General features: G+C 60.4%; 20 protein-coding genes and 1 tRNA gene. 8 read left to right on the forward strand and 13 right to left on the reverse strand.

Annotated elements, in window-relative coordinates; all coding sequences use genetic code 11:
* Positions 1-35: 35 nt before the first annotated feature.
* The 3 genes from ACW9IB_RS13025 to ACW9IB_RS13035 are packed head-to-tail and all read right to left on the reverse strand — an operon-like array spanning position 36 to position 2,383.
* Positions 36-1,382 carry an ATP-binding protein gene (locus tag ACW9IB_RS13025; protein ID WP_457413948.1) on the reverse strand — a complete coding sequence of 449 codons (1,347 nt, stop codon included), beginning with the start codon at positions 1,380-1,382 and terminating at the stop codon, positions 36-38.
* Positions 1,379-2,056 (reverse strand): response regulator, encoded by a 678-nt coding sequence (locus ACW9IB_RS13030; protein ID WP_457365173.1) that lies wholly within the window; start codon positions 2,054-2,056, stop codon positions 1,379-1,381. Before ACW9IB_RS13030 ends, ACW9IB_RS13025 begins: the two co-directional genes overlap by 4 nt.
* A gap of 18 nt (positions 2,057-2,074) precedes the next feature.
* Entirely contained in the window at positions 2,075-2,383 is a 309-nt protein-coding gene (locus tag ACW9IB_RS13035) for a hypothetical protein (protein ID WP_457413949.1), read from the reverse strand.
* A gap of 141 nt (positions 2,384-2,524) precedes the next feature.
* On the opposite strand from ACW9IB_RS13035, the gene ACW9IB_RS13040 reads away from it, so the two are divergent.
* Positions 2,525-3,241, forward strand: coding sequence for a 4'-phosphopantetheinyl transferase family protein (locus tag ACW9IB_RS13040; protein WP_457413950.1), 717 nt, complete (start codon positions 2,525-2,527; stop codon positions 3,239-3,241).
* A gap of 99 nt (positions 3,242-3,340) precedes the next feature.
* Here the strand turns inward: ACW9IB_RS13040 and ACW9IB_RS13045 are convergent, their stop codons facing one another.
* Together ACW9IB_RS13045 and ACW9IB_RS13050 are read right to left on the reverse strand one after the other, a co-directional pair.
* Positions 3,341-4,951, reverse strand: a complete 1,611-nt coding sequence (locus ACW9IB_RS13045) for an ATP-binding protein (protein WP_457365170.1) — start codon at positions 4,949-4,951, stop codon at positions 3,341-3,343.
* Entirely contained in the window at positions 4,948-5,673 is a 726-nt protein-coding gene (locus tag ACW9IB_RS13050; RefSeq protein WP_457413951.1) for a response regulator, read from the reverse strand. Before ACW9IB_RS13050 ends, ACW9IB_RS13045 begins: the two co-directional genes overlap by 4 nt.
* A 553-nt stretch (positions 5,674-6,226) precedes the next feature.
* Here ACW9IB_RS13050 and ACW9IB_RS13055 point away from each other — a divergent pair.
* Positions 6,227-9,121, forward strand: a complete 2,895-nt coding sequence (locus tag ACW9IB_RS13055; protein ID WP_457365168.1) for a ribonucleoside-diphosphate reductase subunit alpha — start codon at positions 6,227-6,229, stop codon at positions 9,119-9,121.
* Positions 9,122-9,492: 371 nt separating this feature from the next.
* On the opposite strand, the gene flgE is transcribed toward ACW9IB_RS13055, so the two are convergent.
* The 6 genes from flgE to ACW9IB_RS13085 all read right to left on the reverse strand — a co-directional run bounded on the left by flgE (position 9,493) and on the right by ACW9IB_RS13085 (position 14,570).
* Positions 9,493-10,809, reverse strand: a complete 1,317-nt coding sequence (flgE, locus tag ACW9IB_RS13060; protein ID WP_457365167.1) for a flagellar hook protein FlgE — start codon at positions 10,807-10,809, stop codon at positions 9,493-9,495.
* 31 nt (positions 10,810-10,840) lie between these two features.
* Complete coding sequence (gene flgD / locus ACW9IB_RS13065) at positions 10,841-11,569, reverse strand: flagellar hook assembly protein FlgD (RefSeq protein ID WP_457365166.1); 729 nt, start codon at positions 11,567-11,569, stop codon at positions 10,841-10,843.
* Between the two features lie 16 nt (positions 11,570-11,585).
* Positions 11,586-12,029 (reverse strand): flagellar basal body rod protein FlgC, encoded by a 444-nt coding sequence (gene flgC / locus ACW9IB_RS13070; RefSeq protein WP_457365165.1) that lies wholly within the window; start codon positions 12,027-12,029, stop codon positions 11,586-11,588.
* Positions 12,030-12,032: 3 nt separating this feature from the next.
* Positions 12,033-12,440 (reverse strand): flagellar basal body rod protein FlgB, encoded by a 408-nt coding sequence (gene flgB, locus ACW9IB_RS13075; RefSeq protein ID WP_178925516.1) that lies wholly within the window; start codon positions 12,438-12,440, stop codon positions 12,033-12,035.
* A 325-nt stretch (positions 12,441-12,765) separates the two neighbouring features.
* A complete protein-coding gene (cheR, locus tag ACW9IB_RS13080; protein WP_025854126.1) occupies positions 12,766-13,593 on the reverse strand; it encodes a protein-glutamate O-methyltransferase CheR in 828 nt (275 codons plus the stop codon).
* A 44-nt stretch (positions 13,594-13,637) separates the two neighbouring features.
* Positions 13,638-14,570, reverse strand: coding sequence for a chemotaxis protein CheV (locus ACW9IB_RS13085; protein ID WP_457365164.1), 933 nt, complete (start codon positions 14,568-14,570; stop codon positions 13,638-13,640).
* A gap of 90 nt (positions 14,571-14,660) precedes the next feature.
* Here ACW9IB_RS13085 and flgA point away from each other — a divergent pair, with 90 nt between their 5' ends.
* The 4 genes from flgA to ACW9IB_RS13105 all read left to right on the forward strand — a co-directional run bounded on the left by flgA (position 14,661) and on the right by ACW9IB_RS13105 (position 17,256).
* Positions 14,661-15,425, forward strand: a complete 765-nt coding sequence (flgA, locus tag ACW9IB_RS13090) for a flagellar basal body P-ring formation chaperone FlgA (RefSeq protein WP_457365163.1) — start codon at positions 14,661-14,663, stop codon at positions 15,423-15,425.
* Positions 15,426-15,567: 142 nt separating this feature from the next.
* Entirely contained in the window at positions 15,568-15,891 is a 324-nt protein-coding gene (flgM, locus tag ACW9IB_RS13095; protein ID WP_457413952.1) for a flagellar biosynthesis anti-sigma factor FlgM, read from the forward strand.
* Between the two features lie 48 nt (positions 15,892-15,939).
* Positions 15,940-16,410, forward strand: a complete 471-nt coding sequence (locus tag ACW9IB_RS13100) for a flagella synthesis protein FlgN (RefSeq protein WP_457365161.1) — start codon at positions 15,940-15,942, stop codon at positions 16,408-16,410.
* Positions 16,411-16,506: 96 nt separating this feature from the next.
* Positions 16,507-17,256: a flagellar brake protein gene (locus ACW9IB_RS13105; RefSeq protein WP_457365160.1), complete on the forward strand. Its 750-nt coding sequence runs from the start codon at positions 16,507-16,509 to the stop codon at positions 17,254-17,256.
* A gap of 64 nt (positions 17,257-17,320) precedes the next feature.
* Here the strand turns inward: ACW9IB_RS13105 and ACW9IB_RS13110 are convergent, their stop codons facing one another.
* Both ACW9IB_RS13110 and ACW9IB_RS13115 read right to left on the reverse strand, forming a co-directional pair.
* Entirely contained in the window at positions 17,321-18,706 is a 1,386-nt protein-coding gene (locus ACW9IB_RS13110; protein WP_457365159.1) for an MFS transporter, read from the reverse strand.
* 286 nt (positions 18,707-18,992) lie between these two features.
* Positions 18,993-19,069, reverse strand: a tRNA-Arg gene (locus tag ACW9IB_RS13115).
* 326 nt (positions 19,070-19,395) lie between these two features.
* Between ACW9IB_RS13115 and ACW9IB_RS13120 the strand changes: the two genes are divergently transcribed.
* Both ACW9IB_RS13120 and ACW9IB_RS13125 read left to right on the forward strand, forming a co-directional pair.
* Positions 19,396-19,623, forward strand: coding sequence for a hypothetical protein (locus ACW9IB_RS13120; protein WP_457413953.1), 228 nt, complete (start codon positions 19,396-19,398; stop codon positions 19,621-19,623).
* A gap of 10 nt (positions 19,624-19,633) precedes the next feature.
* On the forward strand, positions 19,634-19,813 hold the full coding sequence (locus tag ACW9IB_RS13125) for a PA3371 family protein (protein WP_457413954.1): 180 nt from the start codon (positions 19,634-19,636) through the stop codon (positions 19,811-19,813).
* The last annotated feature ends 21 nt before the right edge of the window (positions 19,814-19,834 follow it).

Below are 19,834 nucleotides of genomic sequence, written 5' to 3' on the forward strand. Positions count from 1 at the left end.
CTTGCCTGCGATGAAGCCAGAACAGTCAATAAAGATCAGACCGCCGGAAAATGAATCCTGAACGCCGCCCCGCCCAGCACTGAATCGCCAAGGGTCAATCGCGCGCCATAGCTCTGGATGATGTCCTTGACCACCGCCAGACCGATGCCCTGCCCCGGGTGCTGGCGGTCCAGGCGTTCACCCCGTTGCAGGATGCGTGCGCGTTGATCCGGCGGCACGCCCGGGCCGTCGTCTTCGATGCACAGCTCGGCGCCGTCCAGGTCTTGCGTCAGGCTGATGCGCACCTGGCTCAGGCACAGGCGGTAGGCGTTTTCCAGCAGGTTGCCGAGCAGCTCCAGCAACGCGCCTTTCTCGATCGGTACGTCGCATTCTTCCGGCAACTCAAAGGACACCGTGACGCGTTTGTCGCGGTAGACCTTGTCCAGTGTGTCACACAGACTTTGCAGCACCGGCTCCAGGCGCACCTGATGGCGTACCAGGCCGCTTTTGCGCAGGCTGGCGCGCTGCAACTGGTAGCTGATCTGCTGGCTCATGCGCTCGATCTGCGATTGCAGCACCCAGGCCTGGTCGCGATCTTCGGGGCGCTGGGCCATGTCCTCGCTCACCCCTTGCAATACGGCGAGCGGGGTTTTCAGGCTGTGGGCCAGGTCGTCGAGGGAATCGCGATACCGCGCGCGCTGTTCACGCTCGCTGTACAGCAAACGGTTGAGGGAGCCAGTGAGGCGCAACAGTTCACGCGGGTGCTCTTCGGTCAGGCTCTCGCGGGTCCCGCCTTCGATCTGGTCGAGTTCCTGGCTCAGCCGGCGCAGGGCTTGCAAGCCCCAGGTCAGGCCCAGCCAGAGCAAGGTCAGCAGCACCAGCAACGCCGCGCCGAAGCCCAGATAGAGGTTTTCACGCAGGCCTTCGAGGGTCAGCTGGTATTCGCGCACCGGTTGCAGCGCGACGATGCTGAACGCCGCGCTTTTGCCGCCCAGCAGCTTGACCTCGACGTCGTAGACGAAGAACTCCTGGCCATTGGCTTCGCGAATTCGCGCAAACTCGTTGCCGCGCCCGTCATAGCGCGGCTTGTAGTTGATGTTTTCTTCCTGGGTCGCCCGCGAGCGCCACACCAGATGGCCTTCACGGTCGTAGATATAGCCGAGCAAACGACTATCGGTGAGATTGAAGCGCTCGTCCGGCAACTGCGCCGGCATCAGCAAACGGTTGTTCTCGACCCGTGCGGCGGAGATCAGGGTGGTGACGTCCGACGCCAGGCGCTGCTCGATGGAGTCCTGCAACGCCAGGCTGAATGCGCCTTGCATGGCGGGCAACAAACCGAGCATGAACAGCACGGCCAGGGTGGCGGCCGCCAGCATCAAGCGCACGCGAAGCGAGCGAATCAACGGCAGCGCTCATTGAACAGGTAGCCCAGGCCACGCACGGTGTCGATCGGCTTGAACCCGGCCGGGCCTTCCAGCTTGCGGCGCAGGCGACCGACCAACACTTCGATGACGTTTGGATCTCGCTCGTCGTCATCGGGGTAGAGTTGTTCCATCAGACGATCCTTGGCGACCACCTGCTGATGGTGACGCATCAGGTATTCGAGGATCCGGTATTCGTAGGCGGTCAACGCCAAAGGCTGTTCGTCGAGGGACGCCTGTTTGCGGTTGAGGTCCAGCAGCAAGGGACCAGCCACGATGGTTGACTGGGTAAAGCCACTGGAGCGGCGCAGCAAGGCATTCATGCGCGCTTCGAGCTCTTCGAACTGGAACGGCTTGACCACGTAGTCGTCAGCGCCGGCAGCCAGGCCTTCGACCTTGTCCTGCCAGTTGCCGCGAGCGGTGAGGATCAGGATTGGGAAGGTCTTGGCCTGGGTGCGCAACTGGCGAATCAGGTCCAGGCCGCCCATGCCGGGCAGGCCCAGGTCGATGATCGCCAGGTCATGGTTGAATTGCCCGGTCTGGTACAAGGCTTCCTCGGCATTGCCTACGGCCTCGACCACGTGCCCGCTGTCGGTCAGGCGGGTCAACAGGTGATGACGCAGCAGCGCCTCATCTTCCACCACCAGCAATTTCATAAGGCTCTCCAAGGCGATTCAACTGTCCGACAGAGGGATATCATAGCGGCCCTGCAGGTATTGCGGGCGCAGTTTAATGCCATTGTACTGGGCCGTCAGGTGTTCATAGCCGGTGCGATAGCCCGGTTGCGGAACGCTGTAGCCCAGGGATTGGCCCCAGGGCGTGGGCTGGCTGCCCGCATCCTCGAAGCTGACACGCTGGATCAGCGTGCTGGATTTCCTGGTCTTTTCAGCGCCGAAACCGGCGAAAGCACCATCGCTGGCCTGTACCCCGGCGGTGGCACTGAGCATGGTCAACGCCAACATCAGCTTCTTGATCGCAGTCATGGCAATACCTCTGTGCGTTAGGCTGTTGTGTACGAACCCAGACTACGCAACGCCCCCTGAACTCCCCCTGAACAGGCTCTGAACCACGCCTGAACCACTGTGGGCTATCCACCCGCGAGCCAACTCGGCAAAATACCGCGCATGATGCCCCTACCCGCTTGCTGTACCCCATTCGACGCCCGCTGGCCGCTGCCTGAACCACTGCCCGGCACGGTATTTCTGCGTACCCGTTTCGACCCGGCCCTGTTGACCGACGGGGATTTCCAATACTGCGCGGTGCCGCCACCGGCGAGCATCCAGCGCTCGGTCGCCAAGCGCCAGGCAGAATTTCTGGCCGGCCGGCTCTGCGCCCGCGCTGCCTTGCAGCAGCTTGACCACCTCGATTACATCCCGGCCATCGGTGAAGATCGCGCGCCGGTATGGCCCGCCCAGGTCAGCGGCTCCATCACCCACAGCGCCGGGCATGCCGCCGCAATTGTCGGGCACAAGGCGCAGTGGCGCGGATTGGGCATGGACCTGGAAAACCTGCTGGACCTGGACCGCGCGGAACGCCTGGCCGGGGAAATCCTGACCGCCGCTGAGCTGCTGCGCATGGCCAACCTGCCCCGTGAGCAGATCGCGCAGGTGGTGACGCTGACGTTTTCGGTCAAGGAGAGCCTGTTCAAGGCGCTGTACCCGATTGTGCAGAAACGCTTTTACTTTGAGCATGCCGAGGTAGTGGAGTGGTCTGACGATGGGCGCGTGCGACTGCGGTTGCTGACGGACCTGTCGGCCGAGTGGTGTTATGGCAAAGAGTTGAATGGGCAGTTTGCGGTGGATGAGGGGCAGTTGTTGAGCCTGGTCGCCATCAGAGCTTGATAGATCGCTATCGCAGGCAAGCCAGCTCCCACATTCAGCCGAGTTCCAACTTCGGAATGCAGCCAAAATGTGGGAGCTGGCTTGCCTGCGATGGCGACCTCAAGCTTTTTCCTGATCTCTAGGCCAACTCAAACTGAAACACGCCCCGCCCAGGTTGTTGCTCTTGCCGATCAACGCCCGCCCGCCATGCCAATAAATGATCCGTCGCACAATCGACAAGCCCAGGCCATGCCCCCCTGAAGCGCGGGTGCGGCTGTCGTCCAGGCGCAGGAACGGCGTGAAGATGCGCTCCCAGGCGCTTTGCGGTACGCCCGGGCCATCGTCTTCCACGTCGATACGACAGCGCACCTGCCCCACTTGATAGCTGATCAGCACCTGGCTTTGAGCATGACGCATGGCATTGCTCACCAGGTTCTGCAGGGCGCGGTGCAGGTAACGCGGTTCGGCGTCGACCCAGGCATCGTCCCAGTGACTGGAAGACAGGCAAATTCCCCGGCTGACCGTAACCTGGGGACGCAGTGGCGATAATTCGCCGATCACCTGATCGAGCAAGGCGCTGAGATCGACGCGTTGAAAACTCAGCTCCGGCGAGCCCTGCTCCAACCGTGCGTACGTGAGCATTTCATCCACCAGTCCATCCAGGTCCTGGATATCGCTGTCCATGCCCTCCAGGTACTTGCGTCGGGCTTCGGAGGTGGTCGCATCGCCGAGCATTTCCAGGCCGAACCGCAGGCGCGCCACCGGAGTGCGCAACTCGTGGGACACCGCGCGCACCAGCTCGCGCTGGATCGCCAGCAGTTGCTGAAGGTGCTCGGCCATGCCATTGAAGGCGGCGGCCAGGCGGCCCACCGAATCCGCCCCCCGGGCCGGCACGCGCACTTCCAGATTGCCTTTGGCAATTCGCGTGGCGGCGGCCTCCAGCCCCCGCAGGCGTCGTTCGAGCTGACGCACCAGCCAGTAAACGATCAGACCGATCAGGGTCAGGCCGATCAAGGCGATCAGCACCAACCACTGCACCGGGTAAGGGTTCATCTGATACAGCGGGCCGAGTTCCAGCACCCAGGGCGTGCCCACCATGCCGGCAAACACCCGGATCGAATCACCGCCCTTGCCCAGGGCCATCACCGTATCGCCCTCCGAGACGCGCCGGCGCTGGTCGTCATCCATATCGGCCTGGTCGAGGGCCATCAGGTGCATGTCAAAACCGAACCCCTTGGCCTCCTTGATATCGGCCAGACGCTGCGGTTGTTCGGCCACCGGGTAGCGCACCAGTTCGTCGGCCAACAGGTAGATCGTCGCCCGGGCCAGTTGCTCGCTGATCTGCTGCACTTCGCCGCTCAAGACCAGCGGGTCCTGTTCGCTGACCAGGCGCAATACCCGGGCGGCATGCGGTCCCGTCTGCTCGACCAATACCTGACCGCGTTGCAAGCGGTTGCGCTGGCCGAGGTCCAGCTGGGCGTCGGCCAAGGGGCGCAACTCCAACGGAATCCCGAGCAAACGCTCCCACACGGCCAGGGCGCGCTGGCGCTCGATGGGGCTCATGGGTTGCAGGTTATCGCCCATCAAGGCGAAGGTGCCGTGGGCCAGACGTTCGCGGTACTGACCACTGCGCACCTCGTTGAGCAAGTGCAACGCCAGCACGCCGAGCAGCGCCACCAGGATCAGCGCCGCGCACATGCCGCCGTAGATGCGCAGGAAGATCGAGTTCACAGCAGCATGTCGGCAGCGGCTTCGGGGACGAACAGGTAGCCCTTGCTGCGGACGGTCTTGATCAGGCGCGGATGGATCGGGTCGTCGCCGATTTTGGGGCGAATGCGCGAGATGCGCACATCGATGGAGCGGTCCTGGCCGTCATAGCCGATGCCACGCAAAGCGATGAAGATTTCTTCGCGGGACAGAATGCGCCCGGCATTGGCCACCAGCAGCCACAGCAGGTCGAATTCGGCGCTGGTCAGCTCGATCCCCGCTTCATGCAGCCAGGCTTCGCGCAGGGCGTTGTCCACCACCAGCGGGCCGAATTGCAGACGGCGCTGGTTTTCAACCGTGGCCGGCTCCGCGGGCTCACTGCGCCGCAGCAGGGCCTGGATGCGCGCCAGCAACAGGCGCGGGCGCACCGGCTTGCACACGTAGTCGTCGGCCCCCATGTCCAGGCCAAGCACCTGGTCCATGTCGTCGGTGCGCGCGGTGAGCATCAGGATCACCCCATCGTAGCGTTCACGCACCTTGCTACAGATGCTCAGGCCATCTTCGCCCGGCAGCATCAGGTCGAGGATCACCAGGTCGGGCTGCTCGCCGATAATCCGTTCGACAGCCCGTGCACCATCACCTTCCACCGACACCCGCAGGCCATTGCTCTCCAGGTAGTCGCGGGTCAATTCGGCGAGGCGCTCGTCATCCTCGACTATCAATACCTGCCAGGCTTCTTGCTCCACGGGTGACCTCTATGTCTGTAACAAACGATGGGCATCATCCAGGTAAATCAGTCGCCCGATGCGACCGATTGTAGCCATGGCCCAACCCTCAAACACAAGCCGGGAAATCCGTTCGGTGATCGCATTTTTTTGTGATAGGGTTCGCGCCCTTCGAAAATGGGCGGACTGTTTTACGCCTGAAACATTTAATGACAAACGGCGCAATCCAGCAGCAATGCGGCCTACACGGCCATTCGACCTTTCTTACACATTTTACTCACAGCGTTATCCACAGGTTACTGCGTTGCTAACCCCTCAAAAACGCATTATCTTGTACCTCGGCCCTGAGGAAGACCCTAGATGTAGGGTTTTTGACCAAAGCGCCCAACCACACAAGTGGCTCGAAACTCAAGCGTTTTATTGCTAGCGCAGCATGGAACCAACCGATTTTCAGTAGACCAAACCGCTCACGCGGATGGCAGCTGTTTCCCATCCCCGATATGGAAAACGGTACGGGTGTTGCAGGAAGAGCCTGGCACTCGCAATCAAATATAGAACGTGGAGACAACCCCCCATGCAAACCGACACAACTCGCGAGAACCCGCAAGGCTCCGTGCCGCAGGCTGCCGATTCGAACGTGGATCTGTCCGCCACCGCACCGGGCCAATTGCGTGTGATCAAGCGTAACGGCACTGTCGTTCCTTACACCGATGACAAAATCACCGTCGCCATCACCAAAGCGTTTCTTGCAGTTGAAGGCGGCACCGCAGCCGCCTCGTCGCGTATCCATGACACCGTTGCCCGCCTGACCGAACAAGTCACCGCGACCTTCAAGCGCCGCATGCCGTCGGGCGGCACCATCCACATCGAAGAAATCCAGGACCAGGTCGAACTGGCCCTGATGCGTGCCGGCGAGCAGAAAGTGGCCCGCGACTACGTGATCTACCGTGACTCGCGCGCCAAGGAACGTGCCGTACGCGCGCCGGCCGAAACCGCGGTACAGGCTCACCCATCGATCCGCATCACCCTGGCCGACGGTTCGTTTGCTCCACTGGACCTGGGCCGCCTGAACACCATCGTGACCGAGGCCTGCGAAGGCCTGGAAGAAGTCGACGGTGACCTGATCCAGCGCGAAACCCTGAAGAACCTGTACGACGGCGTGGCCCTGACCGACGTCAACACCGCCCTGGTGATGACCGCCCGTACCCTGGTTGAACGCGAGCCGAACTACTCCTTCGTGACTGCGCGCCTGCTGATGGACACCCTGCGCGCCGAAGGCCTGGGCTTCCTGAACGTCGCCGACAGCGCCACCCACCACGAGATGGCCGACCTGTACGCCAAGGCCCTGCCGGCCTACATCGCCAAGGGTATCGAGTTCGAATTGCTGAACCCGGTGCTGGCCAGCTTCGACCTGGAAAAACTCGGCAAGGCGATCAACCACGAGCGCGACCAGCAGTTCACTTACCTGGGCCTGCAAACCCTGTACGACCGTTACTTCATCCACAAGGACGGTATCCGCTTCGAACTGCCGCAAGTGTTCTTCATGCGCGTAGCCATGGGCCTGGCCATCGAAGAGAAGCAGAAAGAAGACCGCGCCATCGAGTTCTACAACCTGCTGTCGTCCTTCGACTACATGGCGTCGACCCCGACGCTGTTCAACGCCGGTACCCTGCGTCCACAGTTGTCGAGCTGCTACCTGACCACCGTGCCGGATGACCTGTCGGGCATCTACCACGCGATCCACGACAACGCCATGCTGTCCAAATTCGCCGGCGGCCTGGGCAACGACTGGACGCCAGTGCGCGCACTGGGCTCTTACATCAAGGGCACCAACGGCAAGTCCCAGGGCGTTGTGCCGTTCCTGAAAGTCGTCAACGACACCGCTGTAGCGGTGAACCAGGGTGGCAAGCGCAAAGGCGCCGTGTGTGCCTACCTGGAAACCTGGCACATGGACATCGAAGAGTTCATCGAGCTGCGCAAGAACACCGGTGATGACCGCCGTCGTACCCACGACATGAATACCGCCAACTGGATCCCTGACCTGTTCATGAAGCGCGTCTTCGATGACGGCAAGTGGACCCTGTTCTCGCCGTCCGAAGTACCGGACCTGCACGACCTGACCGGCAAGGCCTTCGAAGAGCGCTACGAGTACTACGAAGCCCTCACCGAGTACCCGGGCAAGGTCAAGCTGTTCAAGACCATCCAGGCCAAAGACCTGTGGCGCAAAATGCTGTCCATGCTGTTTGAAACCGGCCACCCATGGCTGACCTTCAAAGACCCGTGCAACCTGCGCAGCCCGCAACAGCACGTGGGCGTGGTCCACAGCTCGAACCTGTGCACCGAGATCACCTTGAACACCAACAAGGACGAGATCGCCGTTTGCAACCTGGGCTCGATCAACCTGCCGAACCACATCGTCGACGGCAAGCTGGACACCGCCAAGCTGCAACGCACTGTGAACACCGCCGTACGCATGCTCGACAACGTGATCGACATCAACTACTACTCGGTGCCGCAAGCGCAGAACTCCAACTTCAAGCACCGTCCAGTGGGCCTGGGCATCATGGGCTTCCAGGACGCGCTGTACCTGCAGCACATTCCTTACGGCTCGGACGCTGCGGTCGACTTCGCCGACAAGTCCATGGAAGCGGTGAGCTACTACGCGATCCAGGCGTCCTGCGACCTGGCCGACGAGCGTGGCTCCTATGACACGTTCCAGGGTTCGCTGTGGTCCAAGGGCGTGCTGCCGCTGGATTCGCAACAGATCCTGATCGAAGCACGTGGCCAGAAGTACATCGATGTGAACCTGGAAGAAACCCTGGACTGGGCGCCGGTACGTGCCCGCGTGCAGAAAGGTATTCGTAACTCCAACATCATGGCCATCGCCCCGACCGCAACCATCGCCAACATCACCGGCGTGTCGCAGTCGATCGAACCGACCTACCAGAACCTGTATGTGAAATCGAACCTGTCGGGCGAATTCACCGTGATCAACCCGTACCTGGTCCGCGACCTGAAAGCCCGCGGCCTGTGGGATTCGGTCATGATCAATGACCTGAAGTACTACGACGGTTCCGTGCAGCAGATCGAGCGCATCCCGCAAGAACTCAAAGAGCTCTACGCGACGGCTTTCGAAGTGGACACCAAGTGGATCGTTGACGCCGCCAGCCGTCGTCAGAAGTGGATCGACCAGGCTCAGTCCCTGAACCTGTACATCGCCGGCGCTTCGGGCAAGAAGCTGGACGTGACCTATCGCATGGCTTGGTACCGTGGCCTGAAAACCACTTACTACCTCCGTGCCCTGGCCGCGACCAGCACCGAGAAATCGACCATCAACACCGGCAAGCTGAACGCGGTGTCCAGTGGCGGCAACCACGGTGATGATTCGGTGCTCGCCGCACCGGCCGGCCCGGCGCCAGTGCCAAAAGCCTGCGCGATCGACGAGCCGGATTGCGAAGCTTGCCAATAAGCTGAGCCAGTAGGCGTGTAACAGCGCTTACCCCGAAACCCCCGCCAAGCCCTCACGCTTGCCGGGGGTTTTCTTTTGCCCGTGCATGCAGGTGCTTGGATAGGGGACTGCTTCGCAGCCCAGTGCAGGGCAAGCCTGCTCACTACAAAAAACCCCAAGCCATCCGGGTAACACGGGTGACGCAAGCTCTTGTGGTGAGCAGGCTTGTCCTGCGCCGGGTGGCGAAGCCGCCCCGACAAGAACGCTGCGGTGTATCAGAAAAACCGGGCTGCCTGGATAGGGGACTGCTTTGCAGCCCAGCGCAGGGCAAGCCTGCTCACCACAACAAAAAAGCCCCTCGATTGAGGGGCTTCTTGTAGAGCGCTATCGCATCAGGTCATCTGGATGATGGTCTGCATGATGGTGCTCTGGGTGGAGATGGTCTTGGCGTTCGCCTGGTAGTTGCTCTGGGCCTTGATCAGGTCCACCAGCTCGTTGGTCAGGTTGACGTTGGAGTTTTCCAGGGAGTTGGCCACGATCGACCCCAGGGTACCGGCTTGCGGGGTGTCATAACCCGGCTGGCCCGAAGCGAAGGTCTCTCTCCAGGTGGTGCCGCCGGATGGCTGCAGGCCTTGTTCGTTGTTGAAGCTGGCCAGGGAGATCTGACCGATGGCCTTGCTCTGCTGGTTGCTGAAGGTGGCGAACAGTACGCCGCTGCCGTCGATTTTCAGACCGGTGATCTGGCCGGTGGCATAGCCGTCGGTGACCGGTGGGTTGCGGTAGCTGGCCGAGTTGTACTGGGTAATGTTGGACATGTTGACAGCAATGCCACCCGGGTTCGCGGCGGCGCCGTTGGCCTTCCACACACCATCCTTCACGGTCCCCGGCGTCCAGTTGGTGATGGTCAGGGTGGTGTTGGAGACGGTGCTCGGGGGGGTCACGATCCCGGTGAGTTTGCCGGCGGTGTCGAACGACAGGGTCGACGCAACCGGTGCCACGGCGCCAGTCCCGCTGATTGGAGTGCCGTCAGGGTTGCGGCCGTCGATCAGGGTGTAGGATTTCCACTGGTTGGAATCCGTCTTCACCATGTACTGCACCATGGTGTGCGAGTTGCCCTGGGTGTCGTACAAGGTGGTGCTGTACTGGGTGGTGAAGGTGCTGGTGTCGCTCGGGTTGAACGGCTTGGCCACCTGATCGATCACCGGCTCCGAGGAATTCAGGTTGCTGGTGGAGTCCACTTTGCTGGACGCCTTCGGTGGCAGGTTCGACAGGTTCAGTTGCAGGTCGACCAGGCCGCCCTTGATGATCTTGCCATCCGCATCCGCCGCGTAACCTTGCAGGCGCGAGGTACCGGTGTTGTTGGTGATGAAGCCGTCCTTGTCGGCACGGAACGCACCGCTGCGGGTGTACTCCAGCGAGCCGTCGCTGCCCTTCTGCACGAAGAAGCCACCGCCCTGGATCGCCATGTCCAGAATGCCGCCGCTGTTATTCACGTCACCCTGGGTGAACTGCTGCGACACTGCCGCCAGGTTCACACCGTTGCCGATGCTGTTCTGGCCGGTGCCCAGCTTGGACGCCGCATAAATGTCGGCGAACTCCGCACGGGACGACTTGAAACCCGTTGTCGCAACGTTGGCAATGTTGTTGCCGGTCACGTCCAGTTGTTTGTTGGCCGCATAGAGGCCGCTAAGACCGATGTTAAAAGACATGTTTCTCTCCTTCTGCCGTGTTTAGCCGGCTCTATGTACCGATAGTCTGAATTTGCGACAGCTTGACGCTGCCCATGCCGCCCGCAAGGTTGAGCAGCATGTCGCCTCCGGTCTTGCCCAACGTCACGCTGGTGACCGTGGCCGGCAACGAAGTCGCCAGGGCAACGGAGTCACCCTTGTCGTTCTTGGTGGTGGCATTGAAGGTGTAGGTGCCCGCCGGGGCGACCTCGCCTTTGTCGTTCTTGCCGTCCCAGATGAAACTCTGGTTACCGGCACTCTGGGCGCCCATTTCGAGGGTGCGCACCACGTTGCCGTCTTTGTCGGTGATCTTCACGGTGACGTTGCCTGTCGACGAGGTCACGTTCACCGAGCCGGTCATGCTCTTGCTTGTATCGACCATGGCTTTGTCGGTCTGGATGACGATCGAACGCCCCACCAGCGACGAAGCCTGCAGCGCCTGCGACGAGCTGAAGTTGCTGGAGATCGCATTCACCGAGTCATTCAGGGTGTTGATGCCTTCCAGGCTGCTGAACTGCGCCAGCTGGGCCACGAACGCGCCGTTGTCCTGGGGCGACAGCGGGTTCTGGTTTTTCAGCTGGGTTACCAGCAGTCTCAGGAACGCATCCTTGCCCAGCGCCTGGTTGCCCGTCGCCTGCTTGGAGGCATCGCCAAGGCTGTTATTGGTCGACGAATCCTTGACCTTGGAGTTGAAAAGGTCCTGAACCGCCGTATTGGTCGAATTGGTATCAACAATGGCCATTATTTGGCGCCCCTTATCACTGACCCAGGGTCAGGACCTTCTGCATCATGGTTTTGGCGGTGTTCATCATTTCCGCGTTGGTCTGGAAGGAACGGCTGGCGGAAATCATGTCAGCCATTTCCTCGACCACGTTGACGTTGGGGTAGTACACATAGCCCTTTTCGTTCGCGGCGGGGTGATTGGGTTCGTAGCGCGCTTCGAGATTGCTGTCGTCCTCAACCACACCGAGTACCTGTACGCCCTGGCCTGCGGCGTCCTGGCTCTGGAACAGCGAATCGCTGCCGCCGTTCTGGCCGGCCTGGAACATGGTGGCGAACACCGGATGGCGGGCGCGGTAGGTCTGGTCAATGCTCGAAGACACGGTCTCGGCGTTGGCGATGTTACTGGCGACGGTGTTCAGGCGCGTGGTCTGCGCGCTCATGCCACTACCGGCAATATTGAAAACACTGGACAGGGACATGGCTTACTCTCCACGCAGGGCTGACATCAGCCCTTTGAATTTGCTGTTGAGCAGGGTGAAGCTGGCCTGGAAGTTCACCGAGTTCTCGGCGTAGGCCGATTGCTCCAGTTGCGCATCGACGGTGTTCTGGTCGATCGATGGCTGCATCGGCGTGCGATACAACAGCGACTCGTCGCCATTGCCCAGGCCCTGCGCTTCGATGTGACGGGTATTGGTCACGTTCAAGGCGAAGGTGCCGTTCTTGGTCTTGTCCTGCTGTGCAGCGAGCACGGCAGAGAAATCCAGGTCCCGAGCCTTGTAGTTCGGGGTGTCGGCGTTGGCAATGTTGTTGGCCAGGACTTCGGCACGCTGGGCGCGAAAGCCCAGGGCTTGTTCGTGGATACCGAGCGCTTTATCGAAGCTGATGCTCATGGCGGAAACCTTCAAGGGCTGACCTGCTTTTCGTTAGCAGGGTTATAGCAAGGTGTATGCCAATCTTTAGATAACCCGTATTTCCGGGCCTTGTGGGAAGTATTGCCGGGCGGCAATGCCAGAAAAGCGGCAAGCGGTTTCCGCGCGGTGCCAGTAAAGCGGCAACGGGGTTTGCCGCTTTCGGAAGGGTTGCCGCCTAACAAATGTGGGAGCTGGCTTGCCTGCGATGCAGGCACCCCGGTTTTCAGTCAGACCGCGGTGATGCTATCGCAGGCAAGCCAGCTCCCACACAAGCCTGACTCCCAATGGTTCGAGCGAACAGACCTTACTTGGCCTGGTAGATGATCCCCGGACTGCATTGCACCATCTGGTAATGATCCGGCAAGCCGTTCAACGCCTCGGAAGCCCCGAGGAACAGGTAGCCACCGCGCTTGAGGGTGCCATGGATGCGCAGCAGGATGTCTTTCTTCACTTCGGCCGAAAAGTAGATCAGCACGTTGCGGCAGAACACCATGTCGAACTTGCCGAGGCTGGCGTAGCTATCCAGCAGATTGAACGAGCGGAATTCCACACGGTTCTTGATCGGCGCCTTGACCGCCCAGCGCCCGGCCCCCTTCGGGTCGAAGTAGCGCTGCAAGCGTTCCTGGGACAACCCGCGGCCCAGGGCCAGGCTGTCATATTCGCCGGTTTTGCAGTTGGTGAGCATGGTGCCGGACAGGTCAGTGGCAACGATTTGCGCACCGGCCTTCAATTGGCCCATGTTGGTCCGCTCGAACTCATCGATGGACATCGAAATCGAGTACGGCTCCTGCCCCGAAGAGCAGGCCGCCGACCAGATGCGCAGGCGCTGACCAGGACTGGCCTTGATGGCCTCGGGCAGCACCTTGCTCTTGAGCACTTCAAAAGGGTAGGTATCGCGAAACCACAGGGTTTCGTTGGTGGTCATGGCATCGACCACCATTTCCTTGAGCCCGCTGCGCGGCTGCCCCTGGATCCGCTGGACCAACTCACCCAGGGACTTGATGCCCTGCTGCTCCATCAGCTTGTTGAGACGGCTGGATACCAGGTATTGCTTGTTTTCACCAAGCAATATGCCACAGGCTTTTTCCAGGAAGACCCGGAACTGTTCGAAATCCAAATTACCCGTAGACAATGATACCGCCTCTAAAAATCATGTGACCGCCAGGGGAAGCTCCCCTAGCCGTGATCTGCTGCCTTGATCCGGTCGACTACCCGGGATGCGAGGTCGTCGGGACGGAACTTGGCCAAAAAGTCATCGGCACCGACCTTCTTGACCATCGCCTGGTTGAAGACGCCCGACAACGAAGTATGCAGGATGATATGCAATTTTTGCATGCGCGGATCATTGCGTATCTCGGCCGTCAGGGTGTAGCCGTCCATTTCCGGCATCTCGATGTCGGAAATCATCATCAGGAATTCTTCTTCCGGCTTTTTCCCCTCATCCACCAACTTGCGCAGGTAATCCAGGGCCTGGCGACCGTCATTGAGGGCCACCACTTCGACGCCGACCGTTTGCAGGCAACGGGTCACCTGCTTGCGCGCCACCGATGAGTCGTCCACGGTCAACACCCGCAGGGAAATGGCTTTGTGCGCGGTTTCGGCATCCACCACGCCCACGGAAATCGATTCCGACGTGGGCGCCACTTCGGCGAGGATTTTCTCCACGTCGATGATTTCCACCAACTGGTTGTCGACCCGCGTCACCGCCGTGAGGTAGTGGTCGCGACCAGTGCCCTTGGGTGGTGGATGGATCTCTTCCCAGTTCATGTTGACGATGCGTTCCACCGACCCCACCAGAAACCCCTGGGTCTTGGTGTTGTACTCGGTAATGATGACAAACGGGCTCTCGCGGTCTTGCAGACCGGAGGAGCCGGTAGCCATGGCCAGGTCAAGAATCGGGATGGTCGCGCCACGTATATTGGCCACACCGCACACCACCGGACTGGATTTGGGCAAGATCGTCAGCTTGGGACATTGCAGCACTTCCCGCACTTTGAACACGTTGATGCCATAAAGCTGCTTGCCATCGAGGCGAAACAACAGCAACTCCAGGCGATTCTGCCCCACCAGCTGTGTGCGCTGGTTTACTGAATCCATTACACCTGCCATGCCTTCACTCCTACGCTGAAACCTTGGGCCATACCGACAGGGCAGCGTGCCCCCCATACTAAACGGCACGAGCTTTGCTATTTGTTGGTCATGGATATCAAAACGACAGTTTCCCGACGCCTTCGCCTTCCACGGATCCGCAGATCACTCTGCGTCTCTGCGGCGCTGCTCGCCCTGGGGACCAGCCTCACGGCCCGCGCAGACAACGTCACCTTGCCTGATCTGCTTATCGGCGTCACGCAGGGCTTTCTTGAATTCACTGTAGAAGATTATCTGGCCACCACCCAGACACCCGGGCGTTATGAAATCCAGGTCAACCAGTTGGACCCGCGCCTGCGCATGCCGATGTGCGACAAGGAATTGACAGCCACCCTGGAAAGCCCGGCCCAACCCATCGGACGCGTGACGGTCAGGGTGCGTTGCGACGGCGCTTCGCCGTGGACGGTATTCGTGCCGGCTCAGGTCAAACTGTTCCGCGATGTCGTCGTGGTAACCCGGCCACTGAAACGCACCGGCATCATCGGCTTCGAGGATGTGGCCTTGCGCGAGCGCGACATCGGCCTGATCAACCAGGGCTACCTGACATCACTGGACCAGGCCGTCGGCCAAAAGCTCACTCGGCCGATGGTCACCGACCAGGTCGTGACGCTGGTGCATCTGGAACAGGCCGAAGTGATCCGCAAGGGCGACCAGGTGGTGATTTCCGCCAGCAGCGGTGCGCTCAACGTGAAGATGCCCGGTGAAGCCCTGTCCAACGGCGGGATGGGTGAACAGATCCGCATCAAGAACCTGAACTCCAACCGCGTGATCAAGGCGCGAGTGATGGCCCCTGGCCAAGTGGAGGTGGCACTATAGATCACTGGTGTCGGACGCCAGCTTTTCCTACACTGTGCCAGGGATGTCGGCCTGTGCAGGTTTATTGTCATTCGTGCCTAAAGTTTGTCCGGGTATGGCCGAAAACATGGCAAGCGTCCAAATACCCAGAGGTTTTTTTATCATGGTCATCGATTTCAGTCGTTTGAATAACACCCCGGCATTGCCCGGCAATACGCGCACCAACGGTGCCAAGGACAGCGTAGATGCCAAGGCCCCGGTCCTGCCCGCCAAGGCGGAACAGGCCAGCGCCAGCCAAAGCGGGGAATCCGTACACTTGAGCAACGAGGCTCAGCAGTTGCAGAAGGTCACTGACTCGCTGCGCGACCAGCCAGTTGTCAATAAAGCCCGCGTGGCCGAATTGAAACAGGCAATCGCCGATGGCAGCTATCAAGTCGACAGCAACCGTGTAGCCAGCAAGCTGCTTAATTTCGAAGCCGAGCGCTAGGCACTGGCCTGCGCCGGGATTTTGGACGCTTAAAACCCAAGGCCTGCCATGCACCACGACGAAAACCTGCTTCAACTGATCATTGATGATCTGGCGCCGACGCAACAGTTGCTCGAGCTGCTCAAGGAAGAATCCGTGGCCCTGTTCGGCCGGGACATGCAGTTGCTGGAAGAAATTCTGGCGCGCAAGCAATCGCTGATTATCCTGCTGGAACAGCACGGTAAAAAACGCAGCGAAATCCTTATCAGCCTTGGCCTGCCCGCTGACCATGAAGGTCTCGCGCAATTGGCCAGTCATTCCTCGGTCGGCGATCAGTTGCTGTCCCAGAGCAAGGCACTCAACGCGTTGCTCGGCCAGTGCCAGGAAACCAACCTGCTCAACGGTCAGTCGATCCAGCTCCAGCAAGCCACGACCGCCAACCAATTGCGTATACTCCACGGCGGAGAGCCACCGGCGCTATACAACGCCCAGGGTTCCACCTCACGCCTGGTCAAGCCAAGCACCCGCAGCCAAGCGTGACGCCCGTTTGCAGCGCGACCTATCCAAGGCGCGCCACATACTGGCAAAATGATGGCCCTTGCGTGTAGTCGTATTTTGTCTGGAGATGGAAGAACCGTGTTCAACGCCCTTAATGCGGAAGATGCTCCGCAGCCACCCAAGGTCCTCACCACGCCTCTGGAAATCGCCGGCACCTTGCGGATGCTGCAAGAAAGTCATGATCCGCTGATCATCACCTTCCACGAACGCAGCCAGCGCTTCCAGAGCTACCTGGTGGATGTTGACCGGGACAGCAAGACGCTGGCCCTGGACGAAATGATCCCCCGCGATGGTGAACGCTACCTCGAGAACGGCGAACCCTTTCGCATCGAAGGTTTCCATGAGGGTGTACGCGTCGCCTGGGAAAGCAACGGCAGCCTGAGCATCAGCGAAAAGGATGGCCACCGCATCTACACCGGCAGCATGCCCGACGAAGTGGTCTACCATCAGCGCCGCAATGCCTTCCGCGCCGCCCTGAAGCTGGCCCAACTGGTGAACATCGAACTGGGCGGCGAAAAACTCAAGGCACCGATCAACGGCAAGCTGCTGGATATCTCCGCTACCGGCTGCAAATTGCGCTTTGAAGGCGATATCTCCGAGCGCCTGCAACTGGGCCAGGTCTATGACCGCTTTATCGCCGCCCTGCCCTTTGGCAGCATGACCACTTCGGTGGAGCTGCGTTACCTGCACTTCGAAGAGAAGATCAACACCACCTTTGCCGGTGTGCGCTTTCACAACATGAGCGGTCTGGTACAGCGCCAGGTCGAACGTTTTGTGTATCAGTTGCAACGTGAAGCACGGCGCTTCGACAAGGACGACGATTTCTAAACGCTGGAAATACCGACTCCAAAAAAAACGGGCAGATCCTGATGGGATCTGCCCGTTTTTGCATTCAGGGGCGCGCCCTGCTCAGGTCATGGGGATGGTCATCCGGGTCCGGATGCTGGGGCGGCGTGTCCGCTACCGGCTCTTGCACCTCAGGCTCCGGTTCGGTTTCCGGCACAGGGTCCGCAACAGTGGTCTGCATCTGTTCTTGCACCACGGCTTCATCCACCCGCGGATCGAGGCACGCCACCAGCGGCGAACTGGACATGCTGTCAGGCATCGCCACGTGGTGCAGCGGCGCATCATCGACCTGATGCAGGTTGGTGACCGCCTTCGGTCGGATACGCCACACCAGAATCAAGGCGCACAAGCTGAAAAATGCGTACAGCATGTGGCTGCCGAAGAGCTTCATCGCCACACCCGCCAACAGCGGCCCCACGCTGGCGCCCACACCGTAGGTCACCAGCAGCATGGCCGTCAGCGACACTCGGCGGTCGCCTTCCACATGGTCGTTGGAAAACGCCACGGCCAGTGGATAGAGACAGAACTGCACCAGCGAACACACGAAGCCCGCCACGAACAGCACCTCCAGCGGCACCTTGTTCAGCACCGCCAACGGCAGCGCCGCCACCGCCAGGCAGAGCGCGAAGCTGCGAATCAGCAAGGCCCGGTCATAGCGGTCCGACAGCCACCCCAACGGCCATTGCACCAACAGCCCGGCAAAAATACAGCATCCCATGAACAGACCGACCTGTTCCGTTGACAGGCCCTGCTGGGCGGCATAGAGCGGCGCCAGACCGTAAAACGAACCCACGATCACCCCGGCCCCCAACACCGTGCTCAGCGACTGCGGCACCCGCTTGATAAAGAAGCGCGGCTCCATCGGCGCCGGATGCAACGGCGCCGGGTGAATGCGTCGGGTCATGGCTACCGGTACCAGGCACAAGGCAAAACACACGGCTACCAGCATCAGCAATTCGAGCCCCAACTGGGGGTGCATCACCAGGATCAGCTGACCCAGCACCAGCCCCAGGTAGGACGCGATCATGTAACCGCTGAACACCACGCCACGCTGCTTGGCATCCGCCTGCTCATTGAGCCAGCTTTCAATGACCATGTACTGGCACATCATCCCCAGACCAACAATCGTCCGCAGCACAATCCAGGCGGGCAGCCAGTTGATCAGTCCATGCCCAAGCACCGCGGCACCGACAATCCCTGCACAGGTGGCATAGGCACGGATATGCCCGACCCGGGCAATCAAGCGGTGCCCGATCTTGCCGCCCAGCACCAGGCCGAAATAGTTGGCCGCCATCAGCGCACCCACCCACAAGCTGTCGACGTGATCGGCCGCCAGTCGCAAGGCCAGGTAGGTACTGAGCAGGCCGGAGCCGATCAGCATCATCAAGGAGGCGAAATAAAGGGCTCGAAAAGATTTCCAGATCTGGCGCATCGGCGTTCCGAGCGGCTCCTTGCAGTGAGGGTCAGGGCTATCGGCATGATAGTCCGGGGTGGCCGGATCCGGACAGGCGGCAGGCGCTGTTTCCGGAGATTATTTTGCGTAAAACGATTGGCTACCGCTCAGACGTCGCCGAACGGCACGCGAGGTACATCGCGGCGATAAATACGCGCGACTTCTTCTGTGAACCTCGATAAGCGGCAAGGTTCGACCCACGCCGGAAAAGACCTGCCAGACACAAAAAAGCCCCGCCAGAATATTCTGCGCGGGGCTTTGAAGATGGTGTCCCAGGGCCGGTTCGAACGGCCAACCTTCCCCTTAGGAGGGGGATGCTCTATCCAATTGAGCTACTGGGACAAATGACAGCCATCGGGCCAGAGGGCGCGGCGACGGACGGCGTGCATGTTAACGGCCAGGGTGGGTTTTGTCATGTCGTCCGTAGGCTTTTTGAATGTAGGCCGATCCTTGTCCAGGTCCCCCCCGTTTTACCCAGCAATTCCGGGCGCTTGGTGCGATCGTGCAAAATGCACTCCCGCAAAATCAAGGTATTGCAAATTGCAACCCACCTTGTCTCAAAAATAGACTTAACTCGTTGATTTTATTTGTATAAAGTCTTGGCACGGCATCTGCAATATTTCTCCTGCAACCTCAATCCGGCAACGCCGCCTGCGGAGAATTCGATCATGAACAGCGCCCTCCTGTTAGCCCTCAATACCGTGGCCCTGGCTGCGCTGGTCATGTTCCATTTCCAGTCGGCGAACAGCGATGACACGGCGCGGATCAGCCAACCCGTTCCTCATCACCTTCAGCAACGCCCGCAACTGGCAGTGATGAACACCAACGCGCAATCGCCGATTCGCCAGACCCAAGGCACACAGTCAGCACCCGCCACTGAACACTGGGTTTTCTGAGGAAGCTTTCATGAGCAAACCTGCCTGGCTGTTTCTTTGCCTGACCCTGAGCACCGCCCTCTTTGGCCTGTCAGCCAGTCCCGAGGACGTGCAGACCACGGCATTCATCGCAAGCGGTGTATGCGCCAGCCTGCTGTTGATCGCCCTTGTGATGGGCCGACGAATCAAATTCGACCCGATTTTGCGCTGAACCTTTGCCTCCCGCCGACGC

The organism is Pseudomonas sp. SDO524_S393 (assembly GCF_054071875.1).

Bases quoted from the DNA above. Each gene is read 5' to 3' on its own strand.
- ACW9IB_RS13030 (WP_457365173.1), bottom strand. From the start codon at position 2,056: ATGAAATTGCTGGTGGTGGAAGATGAGGCGCTGCTGCGTCATCACCTG.
- ACW9IB_RS13035 (WP_457413949.1), bottom strand. From the start codon at position 2,383: ATGACTGCGATCAAGAAGCTGATGTTGGCGTTGACCATGCTCAGTGCC.
- ACW9IB_RS13040 (WP_457413950.1), top strand. From the start codon at position 2,525: ATGATGCCCCTACCCGCTTGCTGTACCCCATTCGACGCCCGCTGGCCG.
- ACW9IB_RS13055 (WP_457365168.1), top strand. From the start codon at position 6,227: ATGCAAACCGACACAACTCGCGAGAACCCGCAAGGCTCCGTGCCGCAG.
- flgE (WP_457365167.1), bottom strand. From the start codon at position 10,809: ATGTCTTTTAACATCGGTCTTAGCGGCCTCTATGCGGCCAACAAACAA.
- flgD (WP_457365166.1), bottom strand. From the start codon at position 11,569: ATGGCCATTGTTGATACCAATTCGACCAATACGGCGGTTCAGGACCTT.
- flgC (WP_457365165.1), bottom strand. From the start codon at position 12,029: ATGTCCCTGTCCAGTGTTTTCAATATTGCCGGTAGTGGCATGAGCGCG.
- flgB (WP_178925516.1), bottom strand. From the start codon at position 12,440: ATGAGCATCAGCTTCGATAAAGCGCTCGGTATCCACGAACAAGCCCTG.
- ACW9IB_RS13085 (WP_457365164.1), bottom strand. From the start codon at position 14,570: ATGGCAGGTGTAATGGATTCAGTAAACCAGCGCACACAGCTGGTGGGG.
- flgA (WP_457365163.1), top strand. From the start codon at position 14,661: ATGGATATCAAAACGACAGTTTCCCGACGCCTTCGCCTTCCACGGATC.
- flgM (WP_457413952.1), top strand. From the start codon at position 15,568: ATGGTCATCGATTTCAGTCGTTTGAATAACACCCCGGCATTGCCCGGC.
- ACW9IB_RS13100 (WP_457365161.1), top strand. From the start codon at position 15,940: ATGCACCACGACGAAAACCTGCTTCAACTGATCATTGATGATCTGGCG.
- ACW9IB_RS13110 (WP_457365159.1), bottom strand. From the start codon at position 18,706: ATGCGCCAGATCTGGAAATCTTTTCGAGCCCTTTATTTCGCCTCCTTG.
- ACW9IB_RS13120 (WP_457413953.1), top strand. From the start codon at position 19,396: ATGAACAGCGCCCTCCTGTTAGCCCTCAATACCGTGGCCCTGGCTGCG.
- ACW9IB_RS13125 (WP_457413954.1), top strand. From the start codon at position 19,634: ATGAGCAAACCTGCCTGGCTGTTTCTTTGCCTGACCCTGAGCACCGCC.